The 14,236-nt window shown below is 31.5% G+C and carries 15 protein-coding genes; all 15 read left to right on the forward strand.

All coding sequences use genetic code 11. From position 1 onward, the window contains the following. Positions 1–243: 243 nt before the first annotated feature. The 15 genes from IUY40_RS05130 to IUY40_RS05200 all read left to right on the forward strand — a co-directional run bounded on the left by IUY40_RS05130 (position 244) and on the right by IUY40_RS05200 (position 14,236). Positions 244–705: a MarR family transcriptional regulator gene (locus IUY40_RS05130; protein WP_195735791.1), complete on the forward strand. Its 462-nt coding sequence runs from the start codon at positions 244–246 to the stop codon at positions 703–705. A gap of 10 nt (positions 706–715) precedes the next feature. Next, positions 716–1,348, forward strand: a complete 633-nt coding sequence (locus IUY40_RS05135) for an NAD(P)H-dependent oxidoreductase (protein ID WP_195735792.1) — start codon at positions 716–718, stop codon at positions 1,346–1,348. Between the two features lie 32 nt (positions 1,349–1,380). Further along, entirely contained in the window at positions 1,381–1,947 is a 567-nt protein-coding gene (locus IUY40_RS05140) for a YceI family protein (RefSeq protein WP_195735793.1), read from the forward strand. A 233-nt stretch (positions 1,948–2,180) separates the two neighbouring features. Beyond that, a complete protein-coding gene (locus IUY40_RS05145; RefSeq protein ID WP_195735794.1) occupies positions 2,181–3,455 on the forward strand; it encodes a hypothetical protein in 1,275 nt (424 codons plus the stop codon). A 295-nt stretch (positions 3,456–3,750) separates the two neighbouring features. Continuing rightward, entirely contained in the window at positions 3,751–5,154 is a 1,404-nt protein-coding gene (locus IUY40_RS05150; RefSeq protein ID WP_195735795.1) for an anthranilate synthase component I family protein, read from the forward strand. A gap of 22 nt (positions 5,155–5,176) precedes the next feature. Continuing rightward, on the forward strand, positions 5,177–5,635 hold the full coding sequence (locus IUY40_RS05155) for a hypothetical protein (RefSeq protein ID WP_195735796.1): 459 nt from the start codon (positions 5,177–5,179) through the stop codon (positions 5,633–5,635). 92 nt (positions 5,636–5,727) lie between these two features. Further along, on the forward strand, positions 5,728–6,294 hold the full coding sequence (locus tag IUY40_RS05160; RefSeq protein WP_195735797.1) for an aminodeoxychorismate/anthranilate synthase component II: 567 nt from the start codon (positions 5,728–5,730) through the stop codon (positions 6,292–6,294). 88 nt (positions 6,295–6,382) lie between these two features. Beyond that, positions 6,383–6,790, forward strand: a complete 408-nt coding sequence (locus IUY40_RS05165) for a GNAT family N-acetyltransferase (protein ID WP_195735798.1) — start codon at positions 6,383–6,385, stop codon at positions 6,788–6,790. A 56-nt stretch (positions 6,791–6,846) separates the two neighbouring features. After that, entirely contained in the window at positions 6,847–7,839 is a 993-nt protein-coding gene (trpD, locus tag IUY40_RS05170; protein ID WP_195735799.1) for an anthranilate phosphoribosyltransferase, read from the forward strand. A gap of 84 nt (positions 7,840–7,923) precedes the next feature. After that, positions 7,924–8,703 (forward strand): indole-3-glycerol phosphate synthase TrpC, encoded by a 780-nt coding sequence (gene trpC, locus IUY40_RS05175; protein ID WP_195735800.1) that lies wholly within the window; start codon positions 7,924–7,926, stop codon positions 8,701–8,703. A 53-nt stretch (positions 8,704–8,756) separates the two neighbouring features. After that, positions 8,757–9,380: a phosphoribosylanthranilate isomerase gene (locus IUY40_RS05180; RefSeq protein WP_195735801.1), complete on the forward strand. Its 624-nt coding sequence runs from the start codon at positions 8,757–8,759 to the stop codon at positions 9,378–9,380. 20 nt (positions 9,381–9,400) lie between these two features. Next, positions 9,401–10,582, forward strand: coding sequence for a tryptophan synthase subunit beta (trpB, locus tag IUY40_RS05185; RefSeq protein ID WP_195735802.1), 1,182 nt, complete (start codon positions 9,401–9,403; stop codon positions 10,580–10,582). 92 nt (positions 10,583–10,674) lie between these two features. After that, positions 10,675–11,436 carry a tryptophan synthase subunit alpha gene (gene trpA, locus IUY40_RS05190; RefSeq protein WP_195735803.1) on the forward strand — a complete coding sequence of 254 codons (762 nt, stop codon included), beginning with the start codon at positions 10,675–10,677 and terminating at the stop codon, positions 11,434–11,436. 855 nt (positions 11,437–12,291) lie between these two features. Beyond that, on the forward strand, positions 12,292–12,921 hold the full coding sequence (locus IUY40_RS05195) for a TetR/AcrR family transcriptional regulator (RefSeq protein ID WP_195735804.1): 630 nt from the start codon (positions 12,292–12,294) through the stop codon (positions 12,919–12,921). Then, positions 12,911–14,236 carry a TolC family protein gene (locus tag IUY40_RS05200; RefSeq protein WP_195735805.1) on the forward strand — a complete coding sequence of 442 codons (1,326 nt, stop codon included), beginning with the start codon at positions 12,911–12,913 and terminating at the stop codon, positions 14,234–14,236. The genes IUY40_RS05195 and IUY40_RS05200 overlap by 11 nt, the downstream gene beginning before the upstream one ends.

Below are 14,236 nucleotides of genomic sequence, written 5' to 3' on the forward strand. Positions count from 1 at the left end.
TTTTTATACATCAACTTAAAACTTTTATTAAAACTTAAAACTTTGACAAAGACATTTATAACTTAAAACAATTAAACACTTAGTAATCACCTAATTAAACTTAAATAATAAATTAATTTTAAACTTAATTCCCTATCACTAAAACTTGCTTTAAATAATATTAACAAAAATTTAACTCAACGCTTGTATATACAAATATAAAACATACCTACATTTGTATATACAAATTATACACTGACGACTATGACAATTGAAGATGTAATAAAAAGTACCGTTAAGATGGATAATCCAAAAAGAGTTATTCTGAATATAATGTACACACAAAATGTACTTCAGGATAAATTTAATGAGGTATTAAAACCTTATGATTTATCAGGAGAACAATATAATGTGTTACGTATATTAAGAGGGCAAAAAGGAAATCCGGCTAATATGTGTGTTATACAAGATCGCATGTTGGCAAAGACAAGTAATACAACTCGACTGGTTGATAAGTTATTGTTGAAAGATTTTGTTACCAGAAATGTATGTCCAAATAACAGAAGAAAAATAGAAGTATTAATTACGGAAAAAGGGTTAGGAGTTTTAACAGAATTAGACCCAAAAGTAATAGAACATGAAAATGTTTTTTCTGAAAATCTGACTAAAGATGAATTAGAATTATTAAATGAATTACTAGAAAAATTTAGAAATCAAAAAAATTAATACAAATAAAATGAATACTTTCCTAGAAAATCAAAATTGGAGATACGCAACCAAAAAGTTTGATGCGACCAAAAAAATATCTGCTGAAGATATAAACACATTAAAAGAAGCAATACGCTTAAGTTCGTCTTCATATGGTTTACAACCATACAAAGTTATTTTTGTTGAATCTCCAGAATTAAGAGCGAAATTACAAGGAGCAGCTTGGGGACAATCACAAATTGTTGATGCTTCTCATTTAATTGTTTTTGCAAATGATACCAATATTGGTGATGCTGCAATTGACAAATTCGTCAAAAGCATAAGCGAAACAAGAGGGATCCCTACTGAGTCATTATCTGGATATAGTGATTTTATGAAATCTAAAATTTCTACACTCCCAGCTGATGTAAAAAACACGTGGACATCTAAACAAACTTATTTGGCTTTAGGTAACTTATTGAATGCTGCTGCCGAATTAAAAATAGACGTTACTCCAATGGAAGGTTTTGATCCAGCTGCCTTTAATGAAATCCTTGGTTTAGATACTTTGCATTTAAATGCTTCGGTAATTGCAACTGTAGGTTACAGACACGAAGAAGATGCAACACAGCATCATAAAAAAGTAAGAAAATCTCACGAAGAATTATTTATCACACTATAATTATTAATCCAAATTTATTAAAATCAAACAAAATGAAAAATTTAAAAACAATTGCTTTAGCCCTAGTGGTAGCTTTATCTTCAGTTTCAATGAACGCTCAAACTAAAAAGATTGACGTTAAAACAAGTACCGTTAAATGGGTTGGAAAAAAAGTAACTGGAGAGCACTCTGGAACTGTAAACCTAAAAGATGGTGCATTAGTATTTAAAGGGAAAAAATTGGCCGGTGGAACTTTCACTGTAGATATGACTACTATCAATGCAACAGACCTTTCTGGTGAATACCAAGGGAAACTAAACGGTCACTTAAAAGCTGATGACTTTTTTGGAACTGAAAAATTCCCAACTGCAAAATTAGTTTTCAAAACTATCGGAGCAAAAGCAACTGATGTATATACTGTAACTGCAGATTTAACTATCAAAGGAATTACTAAACCAGTAACTTTTGATATTACTGTAAAAGGTAACACTGCTACAACTGCATTAAAAGTTGATAGAACTAAATATGATATCAAATATAACTCAGGAAATTTCTTTGCGAACTTAGGAGATAAAACTATCAATGATGATTTTGAATTAACTGTAGCTTTAAAATTCTAATACCCTACGCTTACTAATTCAAAAAATCCCATTCGTCACGGCGAATGGGATTTTTTTATACCTTAAATTTTACTTTAAAAAATAATACAGTCATGAACAAATAAAATAACGTTCTTAAAGGTATAATAACACTTTCATAATATCTTATCATTCATTGATTAACAAAGCACTTCTATTTTTGGAGTAATTAAAAAAACTTTTATCCAAAAATCAAATTTGTAAAAGACAGCATTATGAAAAAAAATTTACACCTAGTAATTATTTGTTTAATAAGTAGCATAATAATCAATGCACAACAAAAAGGTATTATTGGTGCCTCAAACTGGATGAATAAATGGACCAATTTTAAACCTGCTTCAATAGAATACAATGAAGCTACAAACATTCTGGCTGGAACTATTGATAAAGACACCAAATTATACAAACGAAATACTTATCAATTAGTAGGTCTGGTTTATGTAACGAATAATGCCGTTTTAACAATCGAACCAGGAACAGTAATTAGAGGAGATGATAAAACTTGTGGTACATTGGTAATAACAAATGGCTCTAAAATAATAGCAGAAGGACTAGAAACAGACCCTATTATTTTTACATCTAATAAGAATGTTGCCGAAAGAAAGCCTGGTGACTGGGGTGGGATAATCCTTCTTGGCAAAGCTCCTATCAATAAAATAGGTGGTGTGAGTTTTTTGGACTTTAATCTTGATCCTGGTGTAAATCATTACGGCGGACAAGATGCTGAGGATAATTCAGGCATTTTAAAATACATTCGCATTGAGTATTCTGGCAGAAAATTAAATGCATTAAAAGAAATTAATGGCTTATCACTAGCAGGAATTGGTAATAAAACCAAACTTGAATATATCCAGATAAGTTATTCAAATGATGACTCATTTGAAGCTTACGGGGGAGATGTTATTATGAATAATTTAGTCTCTTATCGAGCTACAGATGATGATTTTGATTTTACACAAGGAGTACAATGCGCCATAAACAATAGCATAGCCATTCGTCACCCTTATTCTTCGGATATTTCGGGCTCACGATGTTTTGAAATTGACTCTTACGACAAAATTGAAAATAGCGATACCAGCAAAAAATTAACAAAAATAACTGCTAGTAACATTACATTAATAAATCTTGAAGAAAGCAATCAAGGACTAGTTCGTGAAGCAGCACATATAGGAGAAAATAGTTATTTTACATTAAATAATAGCGTAATAACAGGCTTTACACCATTTATAATACTTCAGGGTAAAATTGGAGACGGAATAGTAAATCTTGAAAAAATAAATTTAAACGGATTAGTAATCAATAGCTGTCAAGGCACAATCATAAGTGAGAATTCAAGCTTTGATTTAGGAATTAAAAATTGGTATCAAAACCCCGCTTATAACTTAGATTACACCAACAAAAAAAATACTGAACTGTTTACAGCACCCAATATTAAAGGAAATCCAGATTTTAGAATAAATGTAAACAACACTTTAGTAAGTGGAAATTAAACTATTAAAAGGGGCCTTTGAATAAATTTAACAAAAAACTAAAAAAATTATATATTTTTTTTAAAACATTGTATACGAATACCAAATTACATTTATATATTTGTAGCAATAAAAAATTTATGAAAACAATTACAAATAATACTTGGTGGTGGAACAATTTACGTCAGACGTCGTGAACTAAGCTTCCTATGGTATTATTCAAACTATAAATATGAAAGGCTTGTCATCACGACAAGTCTTTTTTTTTGTACTAAACTTTTTTAAAACAATATACTAAAACTTAAAAAACAACATATTGAAACCTTTTATACTTAACACAAACTACAAACAAATCCTTGCTGACACAGTAACACCTGTGAGCATTTATTTTAAAATTAGAGATAAATTCCCTAATAGTTTATTACTAGAAAGTAGTGATTATCACGGAAACGACAATAGTTTCTCTTATATCTGCTGCAACCCAATTGCAAGCATTAAAATTGAGAACGAAATTATTTCTAAAACTTATCCTGATGGAACTTCAGAAAAAATAGTAGTTGATAGTTCTACTAATATTCCAGAAATTATTCAGGAATTTTCAGGACAATTTAAATCGGAGAAAAATGATTTTAAATTCATAAATAACGGATTGTTTGGTTATATTTCTTACGATGCTGTTCGTTATTTCGAAAAAGTAACTATTGCAAAAAAAGATAATAGCATTTCTATCCCCGATGTTTATTATGCAGTTTATCAAAATATAATAGCAATAAATCACTTCAAAAATGAAGCATATATTTTTTGCCATAGCGTAGATGGAAGAAACAACATTTCGGAAATTGAGCAATTATTACAATCAAGAAATATAGCTTCGTATCAATTCTCTAAAGAAGGTGAAGGATTCTCAAATCTTACCGATGAAGAATTTAAACATAATGTTGCTTTAGCAAAAAAACATTGCTTCCGTGGCGATGTATTCCAATTGGTTTTATCGCGCCGATTTACACAAGGATTTAAAGGTGATGAATTTAATGTGTATAGAGCATTAAGAAGCATCAACCCTTCTCCGTATTTATTCTTTTTTGATTACGGTGATTTCAAGATATTTGGTTCTTCACCCGAAGCTCAAATCATTGTAAAAGATCGTAAAGCCGAAATTCATCCTATTGCAGGAACTTTCAAAAGAACTGGAAACGATGAGCAAGATGCAATTCTAGCAAAACAATTATCAGAAGATAAAAAAGAAAATAGCGAACACGTTATGTTAGTCGATTTGGCTAGGAATGATTTAAGTCGTAATGGACATAATGTAAACGTAGAGAAATATCGTGAAGTTCAGTTTTTCTCACATGTTATTCACTTAGTTTCAAAAGTTACAGGACATCTACACGACAAAGCAACTACAATGCAAGTTGTAGCCGATACTTTTCCAGCAGGAACATTAAGTGGAGCACCGAAACACAGAGCTATGCAACTTATCGAAGAATACGAAAAAACCAATCGTAATTTTTATGGTGGCGCAATTGGTGTAATGGACTTTGAAGGCAATTTTAATCACGCTATTATGATTCGAACTTTTTTAAGTAAAAACCACCAACTACATTGTCAGGCTGGAGCTGGAATTGTAGCAAATTCTGATGAAGAAAGCGAAATGCAAGAAGTCTATAATAAATTGAGAGCATTAAATACTGCGCTAGAAATGGCAGAGAAAATTAAATAAAAGACTATAACAACTAAAAAATATGAAAAATACTATTGGATTATTATTGGTTATGGCATTTTTAACTTCTTGCAATGATAAAAACAATCAAGAAACTGCAAGTATTAGAAAAGACATCGAAGGAACCTGGCGACTTATATCAGCTGAGATAACCGAAAAGGATTCCACTTTTTCAACATTCGACCCAAAAACAAAAATGATTAAAATTATAAATGACTCCCACTTTGCATTCTTTAATCATGATTTAAATAATGGTAAAAAAGAGGATGCTCTTTTCTTCGGAGGTGGAGGAAAATATACTTTAAAAGATAGTACATATACAGAGAATTTAGAATATTTCAATAATAGAGACTGGGAGAACAGTAAATTTGATTTTACAGTAAAAATTAAAAACGATACCTTAATTCAAAAAGGAGTTGAGAAAATTGAAAAACTTAGAATAAATAGAATAATTATCGAAAAATACGTTCGAGAAAAATAAACAAAATTTAGTTTAAAGTTTTCTTTGTTTCAGGTTTCAAGTTGTTGGAACGTGAAACTTGAAGCCTGAAACTTGAAACAAAAAAAGACAAAATGAAAAAAATACTAGTAATAGATAACTACGATAGCTTCACTTATAATCTTGTACATTATCTAGAAGATTTAGATTGTGAAGTAACTGTATATAGAAATGATGAGTTTGATATTGATGAAATTGCAAGTTTCGACAAAATATTACTTTCTCCAGGACCAGGAATTCCAGACGAAGCGGGTTTGCTAAAAGCTGTTATTCAAAAATATGCACCAACTAAAAGTATTCTTGGAGTTTGTTTAGGACAACAAGCCATTGGAGAAGTTTTTGGAGGAACATTATCAAACCTTGATAAAGTATATCATGGTGTAGCTACTAATGTAAAAACAGTGGTCGATGATGAAATTTTATTTGAAGGATTAGAAAAAGAATTTGAAGTTGGTCGTTACCATTCATGGGTTGTAGATGCAACTTTACCCGATGTCCTTGAAGCTACATCTTACGACGAAAACGGTCAGGTAATGTCATTAAGACACCGAACCTATGATGTGCGCGGAGTTCAATTTCATCCTGAAAGTGTATTAACACCAAACGGGAAAAAAATGTTAGAGAACTGGATTAAGAGTTAATTTACAGTGTTTAGTCACAGTATTCAGTAACAGTTTACAAAATTAGAACCTAAGCACCATAGTTTCTCAGTAACTTATAACAAAAAAAATGGATATTAAAATTTTAGAAACCAAAGAAATTAATATTGAAGATATAATAAGATTGTATAAAGCCAATGAATGGAGTTCGGCTGAAAAACCTGACCTATTATATAAAGCGCTTTTAAATTCCGAGACTTTAATTACAGCTTGGGATGATACAAAACTGGTTGGACTTGGAAATGCAATTTCTGATGGTTATTTAACGGTATATTATCCACATTTATTAGTACTCCCAGAATACCAAGGTAAAGGGATAGGCAAAATGATTTGTGATAAAATGCAGAAAAAATATAGTCATTTCCATATGCAAATGTTAACCGCAGATGGAAAATCAATAGATTTTTATAAAAAAAATGGGTTTGAACGTGCTGGGAAAACCGAACCAATGTGGATTTATCAAGGAAATGAACATTAAAAAAGTGTTCAGTAAAAGTATTCAGTAGCAGTAAAAAACTTAGAACCTTAAAAAGAATGAAAAATATATTAAACAGATTAATCAATCACGAACTTCTTACCAAAGAGGAGGCAAAAACCGTATTGACTAATATATCAAATGGTGATTATAACCCAAGTCAGATATCGGCATTTCTTACCATATTTATGATGCGCAGTATTAGCATCGAAGAAATGGCTGGTTTTCGTGAAGCCTTATTAGATTTATGCATTCGCATCGATTTATCGGCTTACAATACCATCGATTTATGCGGAACTGGTGGTGACGGAAAAGACACTTTCAATATCTCAACCCTAGCCTCTTTTGTAGCTGCTGGAGCGGGAATAAAAGTAGCAAAACACGGTAACTACGGAGTTTCATCTATTTCAGGTTCTAGTAACGTAATGGAAAAAATGGGAATCAAATTTACCAATGATGCCGACTTCCTGGAAAAAAGTATCGATAAAGCTGGAATTTGTGTACTTCATGCCCCATTGTTTCACCCAGCCATGAAAAACGTAGGGCCAATAAGAAAAGAATTGGCTGTAAAAACATTCTTTAATATGTTGGGACCAATGGTAAATCCATCATTTCCTAAGAACCAATTAGTCGGTGTTTTTAATCTCGAACTAGCTAGAATGTATGCGTATTTATATCAAAATACCGATGTAAATTTCACAATCTTACATTCGCTTGACGGTTATGACGAGGTTTCCTTAACTGGTCCAACAAAGATTATTACAAGCACAATGGAAGGCATGTTGAATCCAAGTGATTTTGGCATTCGCCTTTTAGCCCAAAGCGAAATCGAAGGCGGAAAAACAATCGACGAATCAGCGGATATGTTTATCAATATTCTTTCTGGAAAAGGAACCGAAGCTCAGAACAATGTAGTTTGCGCCAATGCTGCAATAGCAATTGCGACGGTTACAAAGTGTACTCCACAAGAAGGTTTTGAACTGGCAAAAGAAAGCTTGTTTTCTGGTAAAGGATTAGTAGCTTTGAATAAATTGAAAGATTTAAGTAAGTAAAAATAGTTTCAAGTTTTCGTTTGTTTTAAGTTTCAAATTATTGGAACATGAAACTTGAAGCTTGAAACCTGAAATAAAAAAACAATGAATATTTTAGATAAAATAATAGTTGACAAAAAAAGAGAAGTCATTCTCAAGAAATCAATAATTCCAGTTTCACAACTAGAAGCCTCAGTTTTCTTCGATAGAAAAACTATTTCTTTAAGTCAAAAACTAAAAGCAAGTTCTACAGGAATCATTGCTGAACACAAACGTCGTTCTCCATCAAAATCGATTATAAACCAAAGCTTTACTGTTGAAGAAGTGGTAAAAGGATATGAAAACGCAGGTGCTTGCGGAATTTCTGTTTTAACCGATGGGAAATATTTTGGTGGTTCACTCGATGATTTACTTTTAGCGAGAGCATCAGTAAATATTCCGTTATTGCGAAAAGAATTTATTGTCGATGAATATCAAATATTAGAAGCCAAAGCATTTGGAGCCGATTTAATTTTGCTAATCGCCGCAGTATTGACAAGAGAAGAAATCAAATCATTATCTGAATTTGCAAAAAGTTTAGGATTAGAAGTTTTACTAGAAGTTCATAATCAGGAAGAATTAGAAAAATCGATTATGCCAACACTAGATATGATAGGAGTTAATAATCGAAACCTAAAAACATTCGAAGTAAGTTTAGATTTCAGTAAACAATTAGCAGCACAAATTCCTGATGATTTTGTAAAAGTTTCTGAAAGCGGAATCTCATCAATCGAAGCCATCAACGAATTAAAACCTTATGGCTACAAAGGTTTCTTAATCGGAGAGAATTTCATGAAAACAGATAATGCTGGACAAGCAGCAACAGAGTTTATTAAACAGCTATAAGCCGTGGACAAAGGGCAACCAGCTCAAAGCCCAAAGCTCAAAACATCAAAAAAATGAAATTAAAAATCTGCGGTATGAAATATCCCGATAATATAACCGAAGTAGGTTCGCTCCTACCCGATTATATGGGATTCATCTTCTGGGAGAAATCGGCTCGGTATTTTGATGGAGTCATTCCCGATTTGCCAAAGTCGATTAAGAAAGTTGGTGTTTTTGTAAATCAAAGTCAGGAAGAAATTCTAAGCAAGATTTCGAAATATAATTTGCAAGCCATTCAATTACATGGTCACGAATCGGTTGAATTTTTCCAAGAACTAAAAAATAAAGTCAAAGCCAAAATTGAACTTATCAAAGTATTCTCTGCTGATGAAAATTTTGATTTTGAAGTATTAAAACCATACGAATCAATTTGTGATTATTTCCTTTTTGATACCAAAGGAAAATTACCTGGTGGAAACGGAACCACTTTTGATTGGAAAATATTAAACCAATACAATTCTACAAAACCATTCTTCCTTAGTGGCGGAATCGGGCTTGAAGAAATAGAAATAATAAAAGAAATTTCGAAAACCAATTTACCTATTTATGCCATTGATGTAAACAGTAAATTTGAAATCGAACCAGGATTAAAAGATAAAAACATATTATATAGTTTCAAGCAAAACTTGCAACTTTAAACATTTAAACTTTAAACAAAATGAGTTTTCACGTCAACGAAAAAGGCTATTATGGAGAATTTGGAGGAGCCTACATTCCAGAAATGTTATATCCAAACGTAGAAGAACTACGCCAAAATTATTTAAAAATTACTGCCGACCCAAGCTTTCAAGCCGAGTTCGATGCATTATTAAAAGATTATGTAGGTCGCCCTACTCCATTGTATTTTGCCGAAAGACTTTCGAAAAAATACAATACCAAAATCTACTTAAAAAGAGAAGATTTATGTCATACTGGTGCACATAAAGTAAACAATACAATTGGACAAATTTTGCTTGCAAAACGTCTGGGTAAAAATCGAATTATTGCCGAAACTGGTGCAGGACAACACGGTGTTGCAACTGCTACCGTTTGTGCCTTAATGGGATTGCAATGTATTGTATATATGGGCGAAATCGATATTAAGCGCCAAGCACCAAATGTGGCTCGTATGAAAATGTTAGGCGCAGAAGTTCGTCCGGCTCTTTCAGGTTCTAAAACCTTAAAAGATGCTACAAACGAAGCCATTCGCGATTGGATTAATAATCCTGTCGATACCTATTATATCATCGGTTCTGTAGTTGGTCCACATCCTTATCCTGATATGGTAGCTCGTTTTCAGAGTGTAATTTCTGCCGAGATAAAAACACAATTATTAGAAAAAGAAGGACGCGAAAATCCAGATCACGTTATCGCTTGTGTAGGTGGAGGAAGTAATGCAGCTGGAGCTTTTTACCATTTCTTAGACGAAAAAGACGTAAATATTATTGCAGTAGAAGCTGCTGGTTTAGGAGTTGACTCTGGCGAAAGCGCTGCAACTTCTGCTTTAGGAAAAATCGGAATCATTCACGGAAGTAAAACATTATTAATGCAAACTCCCGACGGACAAATTACTGAGCCTTATTCTATTTCAGCAGGTTTAGATTATCCAGGAGTTGGACCAATGCACGCCCATTTATTTGCATCTGGCAGAGCTGAATTTATTTCAATTACAGATGACGAAGCGATGCAATTTGGCTTGCAATTATCCAAAACCGAAGGAATTATTCCTGCAATAGAAAGTGCTCATGCCTTTGCCGTTCTTGAACAAAAGAAATTTGGTCCCGATGAAATCGTAGTTATCAATTTATCAGGTCGTGGAGATAAAGATTTAAATACATATATCGATTATTTCAAATTATAGTTAGCCCTTATCTGAAAAAGGATACTCCTTTTATCCCTAACGTAAATACCTAACAAGTTTTAAGAACCTGTTGATATAAAAAAATTAAAAAAATGAACAGAATAAATCAAAAACTACAAGAAGATAAAAAGATACTTTCTATCTATTTTTCTGCTGGATATCCTAATCTTAATGACACCGTACAAATCATTCAGGATTTAGAAAAAAGCGGAGTTGACATGATCGAAATCGGATTGCCATTTAGTGATCCATTAGCTGATGGACCAACAATTCAGGCAAGTTCAACTCAGGCATTGCATAACGGAATGACAACTCAGATTTTATTTAACCAGCTGGAAGATATTCGCGAAAGCGTAAAAATTCCGTTGATTATAATGGGGTATTTTAATCCGATATTACAATACGGAGTGGATGAATTTTGCAAAAAATGTGCCGCAATAGGAATCGATGGATTAATTATTCCTGACCTTCCGGTAGATGTATATGCAGAACAATACAAAGCAACTTTCGAAAAATACGGAATTATAAATGTATTTTTAATCACTCCACAAACATCTGATGATCGTATAAAATTCATAGACAGCGTTTCTAACGGATTTATATACATGGTAAGTTCTGCGAGCGTTACTGGTTCTCAATCTGGTTTTGGCAATACAGAGGAAAGCTACTTTGAAAGAATTGCAAACATGAATCTTAAAAGCCCACAGATAATTGGATTTGGAATCTCAAATAAAGAAACCTTCAATCAGGCAACTAAATTTGCAAAAGGAGCAATCATCGGAAGTGCTTTTATCAAACATTTATCTAAAAAAGGAACTGGAAATATTGCCGAGTTTGTAGAGGCTATTAAATAATTCCACTTTTAAACCTAATTTAAAATGGATTAGCTACTCATTATACCTAATTTATTCACAAAATCCTGTGAAAAAATATTAAATGACAATTATGGTATCAATACACAAATAGAGGTTTTTTTGCGATAACTGCCATAGAATTACATTAGTAATTCAACCTACAAAAGAGATCAAGAATAGCATTCAACTTTTTTTAAATGAATTAAAAGAAGTTGATGCTTCTCAATATTATTATCCCAATTCAAATATCCACATTACTGTAATATCTATTATATCTTGTTATGATTGTTTTAATATAAACAACATTACTTTACAAGATTATCTTACTGTAATAAATAAGTCAGTAATTAATCTACTTAGTAATCATTGCCTCCCCTTCGAAAGTTGTAATTAAAGGATTTCATCGCGATATAAGTATAAATAATTTATAGATAATCTTCAGCATTTAAACAAATAACAGTTGAACAAAATATCGATAAATTTCACTACACTTTTAACCGCTTTACGGTTTATAAATCACATATATAACAAGCATTTATTTTAAAAAAACCACACAAATACTGTACTTTTAACTTCGTGAAATTTGAAATATAAAACATGAAATTAGTTTATAATGATTGGTACAACGAATCAAAATTGTAAAATATTTATTCGTATTTAATACCAAAAAATTCCTTAACACCAAAACCAACTATATCGTTATAAACAAAACAACTTCATGAAAACCAACATGTTATAACAAAACGAACATTCATTTACAAAGCTATATTTTAGTTAATATTTTGTTAAATAAAAACTAAACAGCTGTTTAATTTAAACACTTGTTTAATTTTGTACCCGATTAGAAACTCACTCATGTTACACATAGAATTAAACGAGAAAAAGATTCAAATTCTCAAGGTTGCAGAAAAGCTTTTTTCTGATAAAGGATTTGAAGGAACTTCGATACGAAATATTGCCAAAGAAGCAAAAATTAACATTGCCATGGTATCGTATTATTTTGGTTCGAAAGAACGATTACTCGAATCGTTAATTATATATCGAACATCGGATCTTAAATTGCAATTGGAAAATTTACTTCAAGAAAATTTAGAACCTATCGACAAAGTAAATAAGTTAATCGAACTTTATATCAATAAGATTAACTGCAACGGAGGAATTTTCAGAATTATGCATTTTGAATTGACATCTAAAAAAAGAGAAAAAACTTTAAATCACTTTACAGAATTAAAGAAAGGAAATCTTAAATCATTAGAAAGCATTATCAATGAAGGCCAAGAAAAAGGTGTTTTCCGAAAAGATGTCATTATTCCATTAATAACTCCTACTATTCTCGGAACTTTTTTTCATTTCCATATGAATAAAGTCTTCTTTGAGAAAATATTGAACTTAAATACTGAAGCTTTATATAACAATTACATAAAAACACATTTAACAAAACACATTCAACAAACTATAAAAGCCTTACTTGTTTATGAAAATTAATCCAATTATGCTCTTTGGAGTTTTCCTAATCGGAATATCCTCGTTAGAAGCTCAAGAAAAAACGAGTCTTACCCTAGATGATGCTGTACGAATAGCATGGGAGAAGAGTGACGAAGTCACGTTGGCAAACACAAAAGTCAACACTAAAAAGTATGAACTTAGATCTACTAAAAACAATCAATATCCAGATTTAAAAGCTTCCGGACAATATCAAAGATTGACTGGTGCAGATGTAAATTTAAAAACGAATCAAGAAAGTGGCTCAGGTTCAATGCCAAGTCCAGATCAATTAATGTTAGGACAGCTTAGCGCAAGCTTACCAATATTTGCAGGTTTCAAAATTCAGAATAGTATTAAATTATCTGAAAATTTATACCAAGCAGAACTTGCAACTTCATTAAAAACAAAAGAAGACATAGCATTAAGAGTAGTAAATTACTATGCTGACCTATACAAGGCTCAAAAAACAATTGAACTTTTAAATGAAGATCAAAAACAAGCGAAGCAACGTGTAACTGATTTTATAGAATTAGAAAAAAACGGAATCATCCCAAGAAATGATTTATTAAAATCTCAATTATTAGTTTCAAAAATACAGCTATCAATAGACGAAGCTAATAAAAATTTAAACATCCTGAATTATTATTTAATAACGCTACTAAAATTAGATTCTTCTACTAAATTAGTTGTTAGAGAGAATGATTTTATTAATTATAAAACAGCCAATATTCCAACAAATGAGCAACCCGCTTTAGAGAATCGTAAAGATTTAGAAGCATTGCGTTATCAGGAAAAAGCTAGTGAATCTAGTATAAAAATGGCAAAAAGTGCTTACTACCCTACTGTTTCTTTATTAGGTGGTTATGCTGCTGTTGATGTTAGAAATATACTTACGGTACAAAATGCAATGAATTTTGGAGTTGGAGTTTCATATGACCTTAGCGGAATATTAAAAAAGGGAGCCGATATAAAACATGCTCAAAGTAAAGCAGATGAAGTAAAAAGCTCAGAAGAAATTTTAACTAATTATATTAAAATCGAAGTACAACAAGCAATTGAGAACTATAATTTAGCATTAAAGCAAAGCTCAGTTTATGACTTAGCTTTAGAACAAGCATCAGAAAATTATAGAATCTTAAAAGATAAATTCGACAACGGTCTTGCTGATACAAATGATTTACTTGAGGCCGATGTAGAACATCTTAGCGCTAAAGTAAACACAGCTACATCTAAAGCCGATATAATTCAAAGATATTACGAGATGCTTTCAGCAACAGGACAATTATCACAATCATTCAATCTTACAAAAATATAA

It is taken from the genome of Flavobacterium sp. ALJ2, assembly GCF_015594725.1.
GTDB lineage: Bacteria > Bacteroidota > Bacteroidia > Flavobacteriales > Flavobacteriaceae > Flavobacterium.

What these genes read in the sequence shown, in the direction of transcription:
- IUY40_RS05180 (WP_195735801.1), top strand. Translation starts at nt 8,757, where the DNA reads ATGAAATTAAAAATCTGCGGTATGAAATATCCCGATAATATAACCGAA.
- trpB (WP_195735802.1), top strand. Translation starts at nt 9,401, where the DNA reads ATGAGTTTTCACGTCAACGAAAAAGGCTATTATGGAGAATTTGGAGGA.
- IUY40_RS05200 (WP_195735805.1), top strand. Translation starts at nt 12,911, where the DNA reads ATGAAAATTAATCCAATTATGCTCTTTGGAGTTTTCCTAATCGGAATA.
- IUY40_RS05145 (WP_195735794.1), top strand. Translation starts at nt 2,181, where the DNA reads ATGAAAAAAAATTTACACCTAGTAATTATTTGTTTAATAAGTAGCATA.
- IUY40_RS05130 (WP_195735791.1), top strand. Translation starts at nt 244, where the DNA reads ATGACAATTGAAGATGTAATAAAAAGTACCGTTAAGATGGATAATCCA.
- IUY40_RS05135 (WP_195735792.1), top strand. Translation starts at nt 716, where the DNA reads ATGAATACTTTCCTAGAAAATCAAAATTGGAGATACGCAACCAAAAAG.
- IUY40_RS05155 (WP_195735796.1), top strand. Translation starts at nt 5,177, where the DNA reads ATGAAAAATACTATTGGATTATTATTGGTTATGGCATTTTTAACTTCT.
- IUY40_RS05140 (WP_195735793.1), top strand. Translation starts at nt 1,381, where the DNA reads ATGAAAAATTTAAAAACAATTGCTTTAGCCCTAGTGGTAGCTTTATCT.
- IUY40_RS05160 (WP_195735797.1), top strand. Translation starts at nt 5,728, where the DNA reads ATGAAAAAAATACTAGTAATAGATAACTACGATAGCTTCACTTATAAT.
- trpC (WP_195735800.1), top strand. Translation starts at nt 7,924, where the DNA reads ATGAATATTTTAGATAAAATAATAGTTGACAAAAAAAGAGAAGTCATT.
- trpA (WP_195735803.1), top strand. Translation starts at nt 10,675, where the DNA reads ATGAACAGAATAAATCAAAAACTACAAGAAGATAAAAAGATACTTTCT.
- trpD (WP_195735799.1), top strand. Translation starts at nt 6,847, where the DNA reads ATGAAAAATATATTAAACAGATTAATCAATCACGAACTTCTTACCAAA.
- IUY40_RS05165 (WP_195735798.1), top strand. Translation starts at nt 6,383, where the DNA reads ATGGATATTAAAATTTTAGAAACCAAAGAAATTAATATTGAAGATATA.
- IUY40_RS05195 (WP_195735804.1), top strand. Translation starts at nt 12,292, where the DNA reads ATGTTACACATAGAATTAAACGAGAAAAAGATTCAAATTCTCAAGGTT.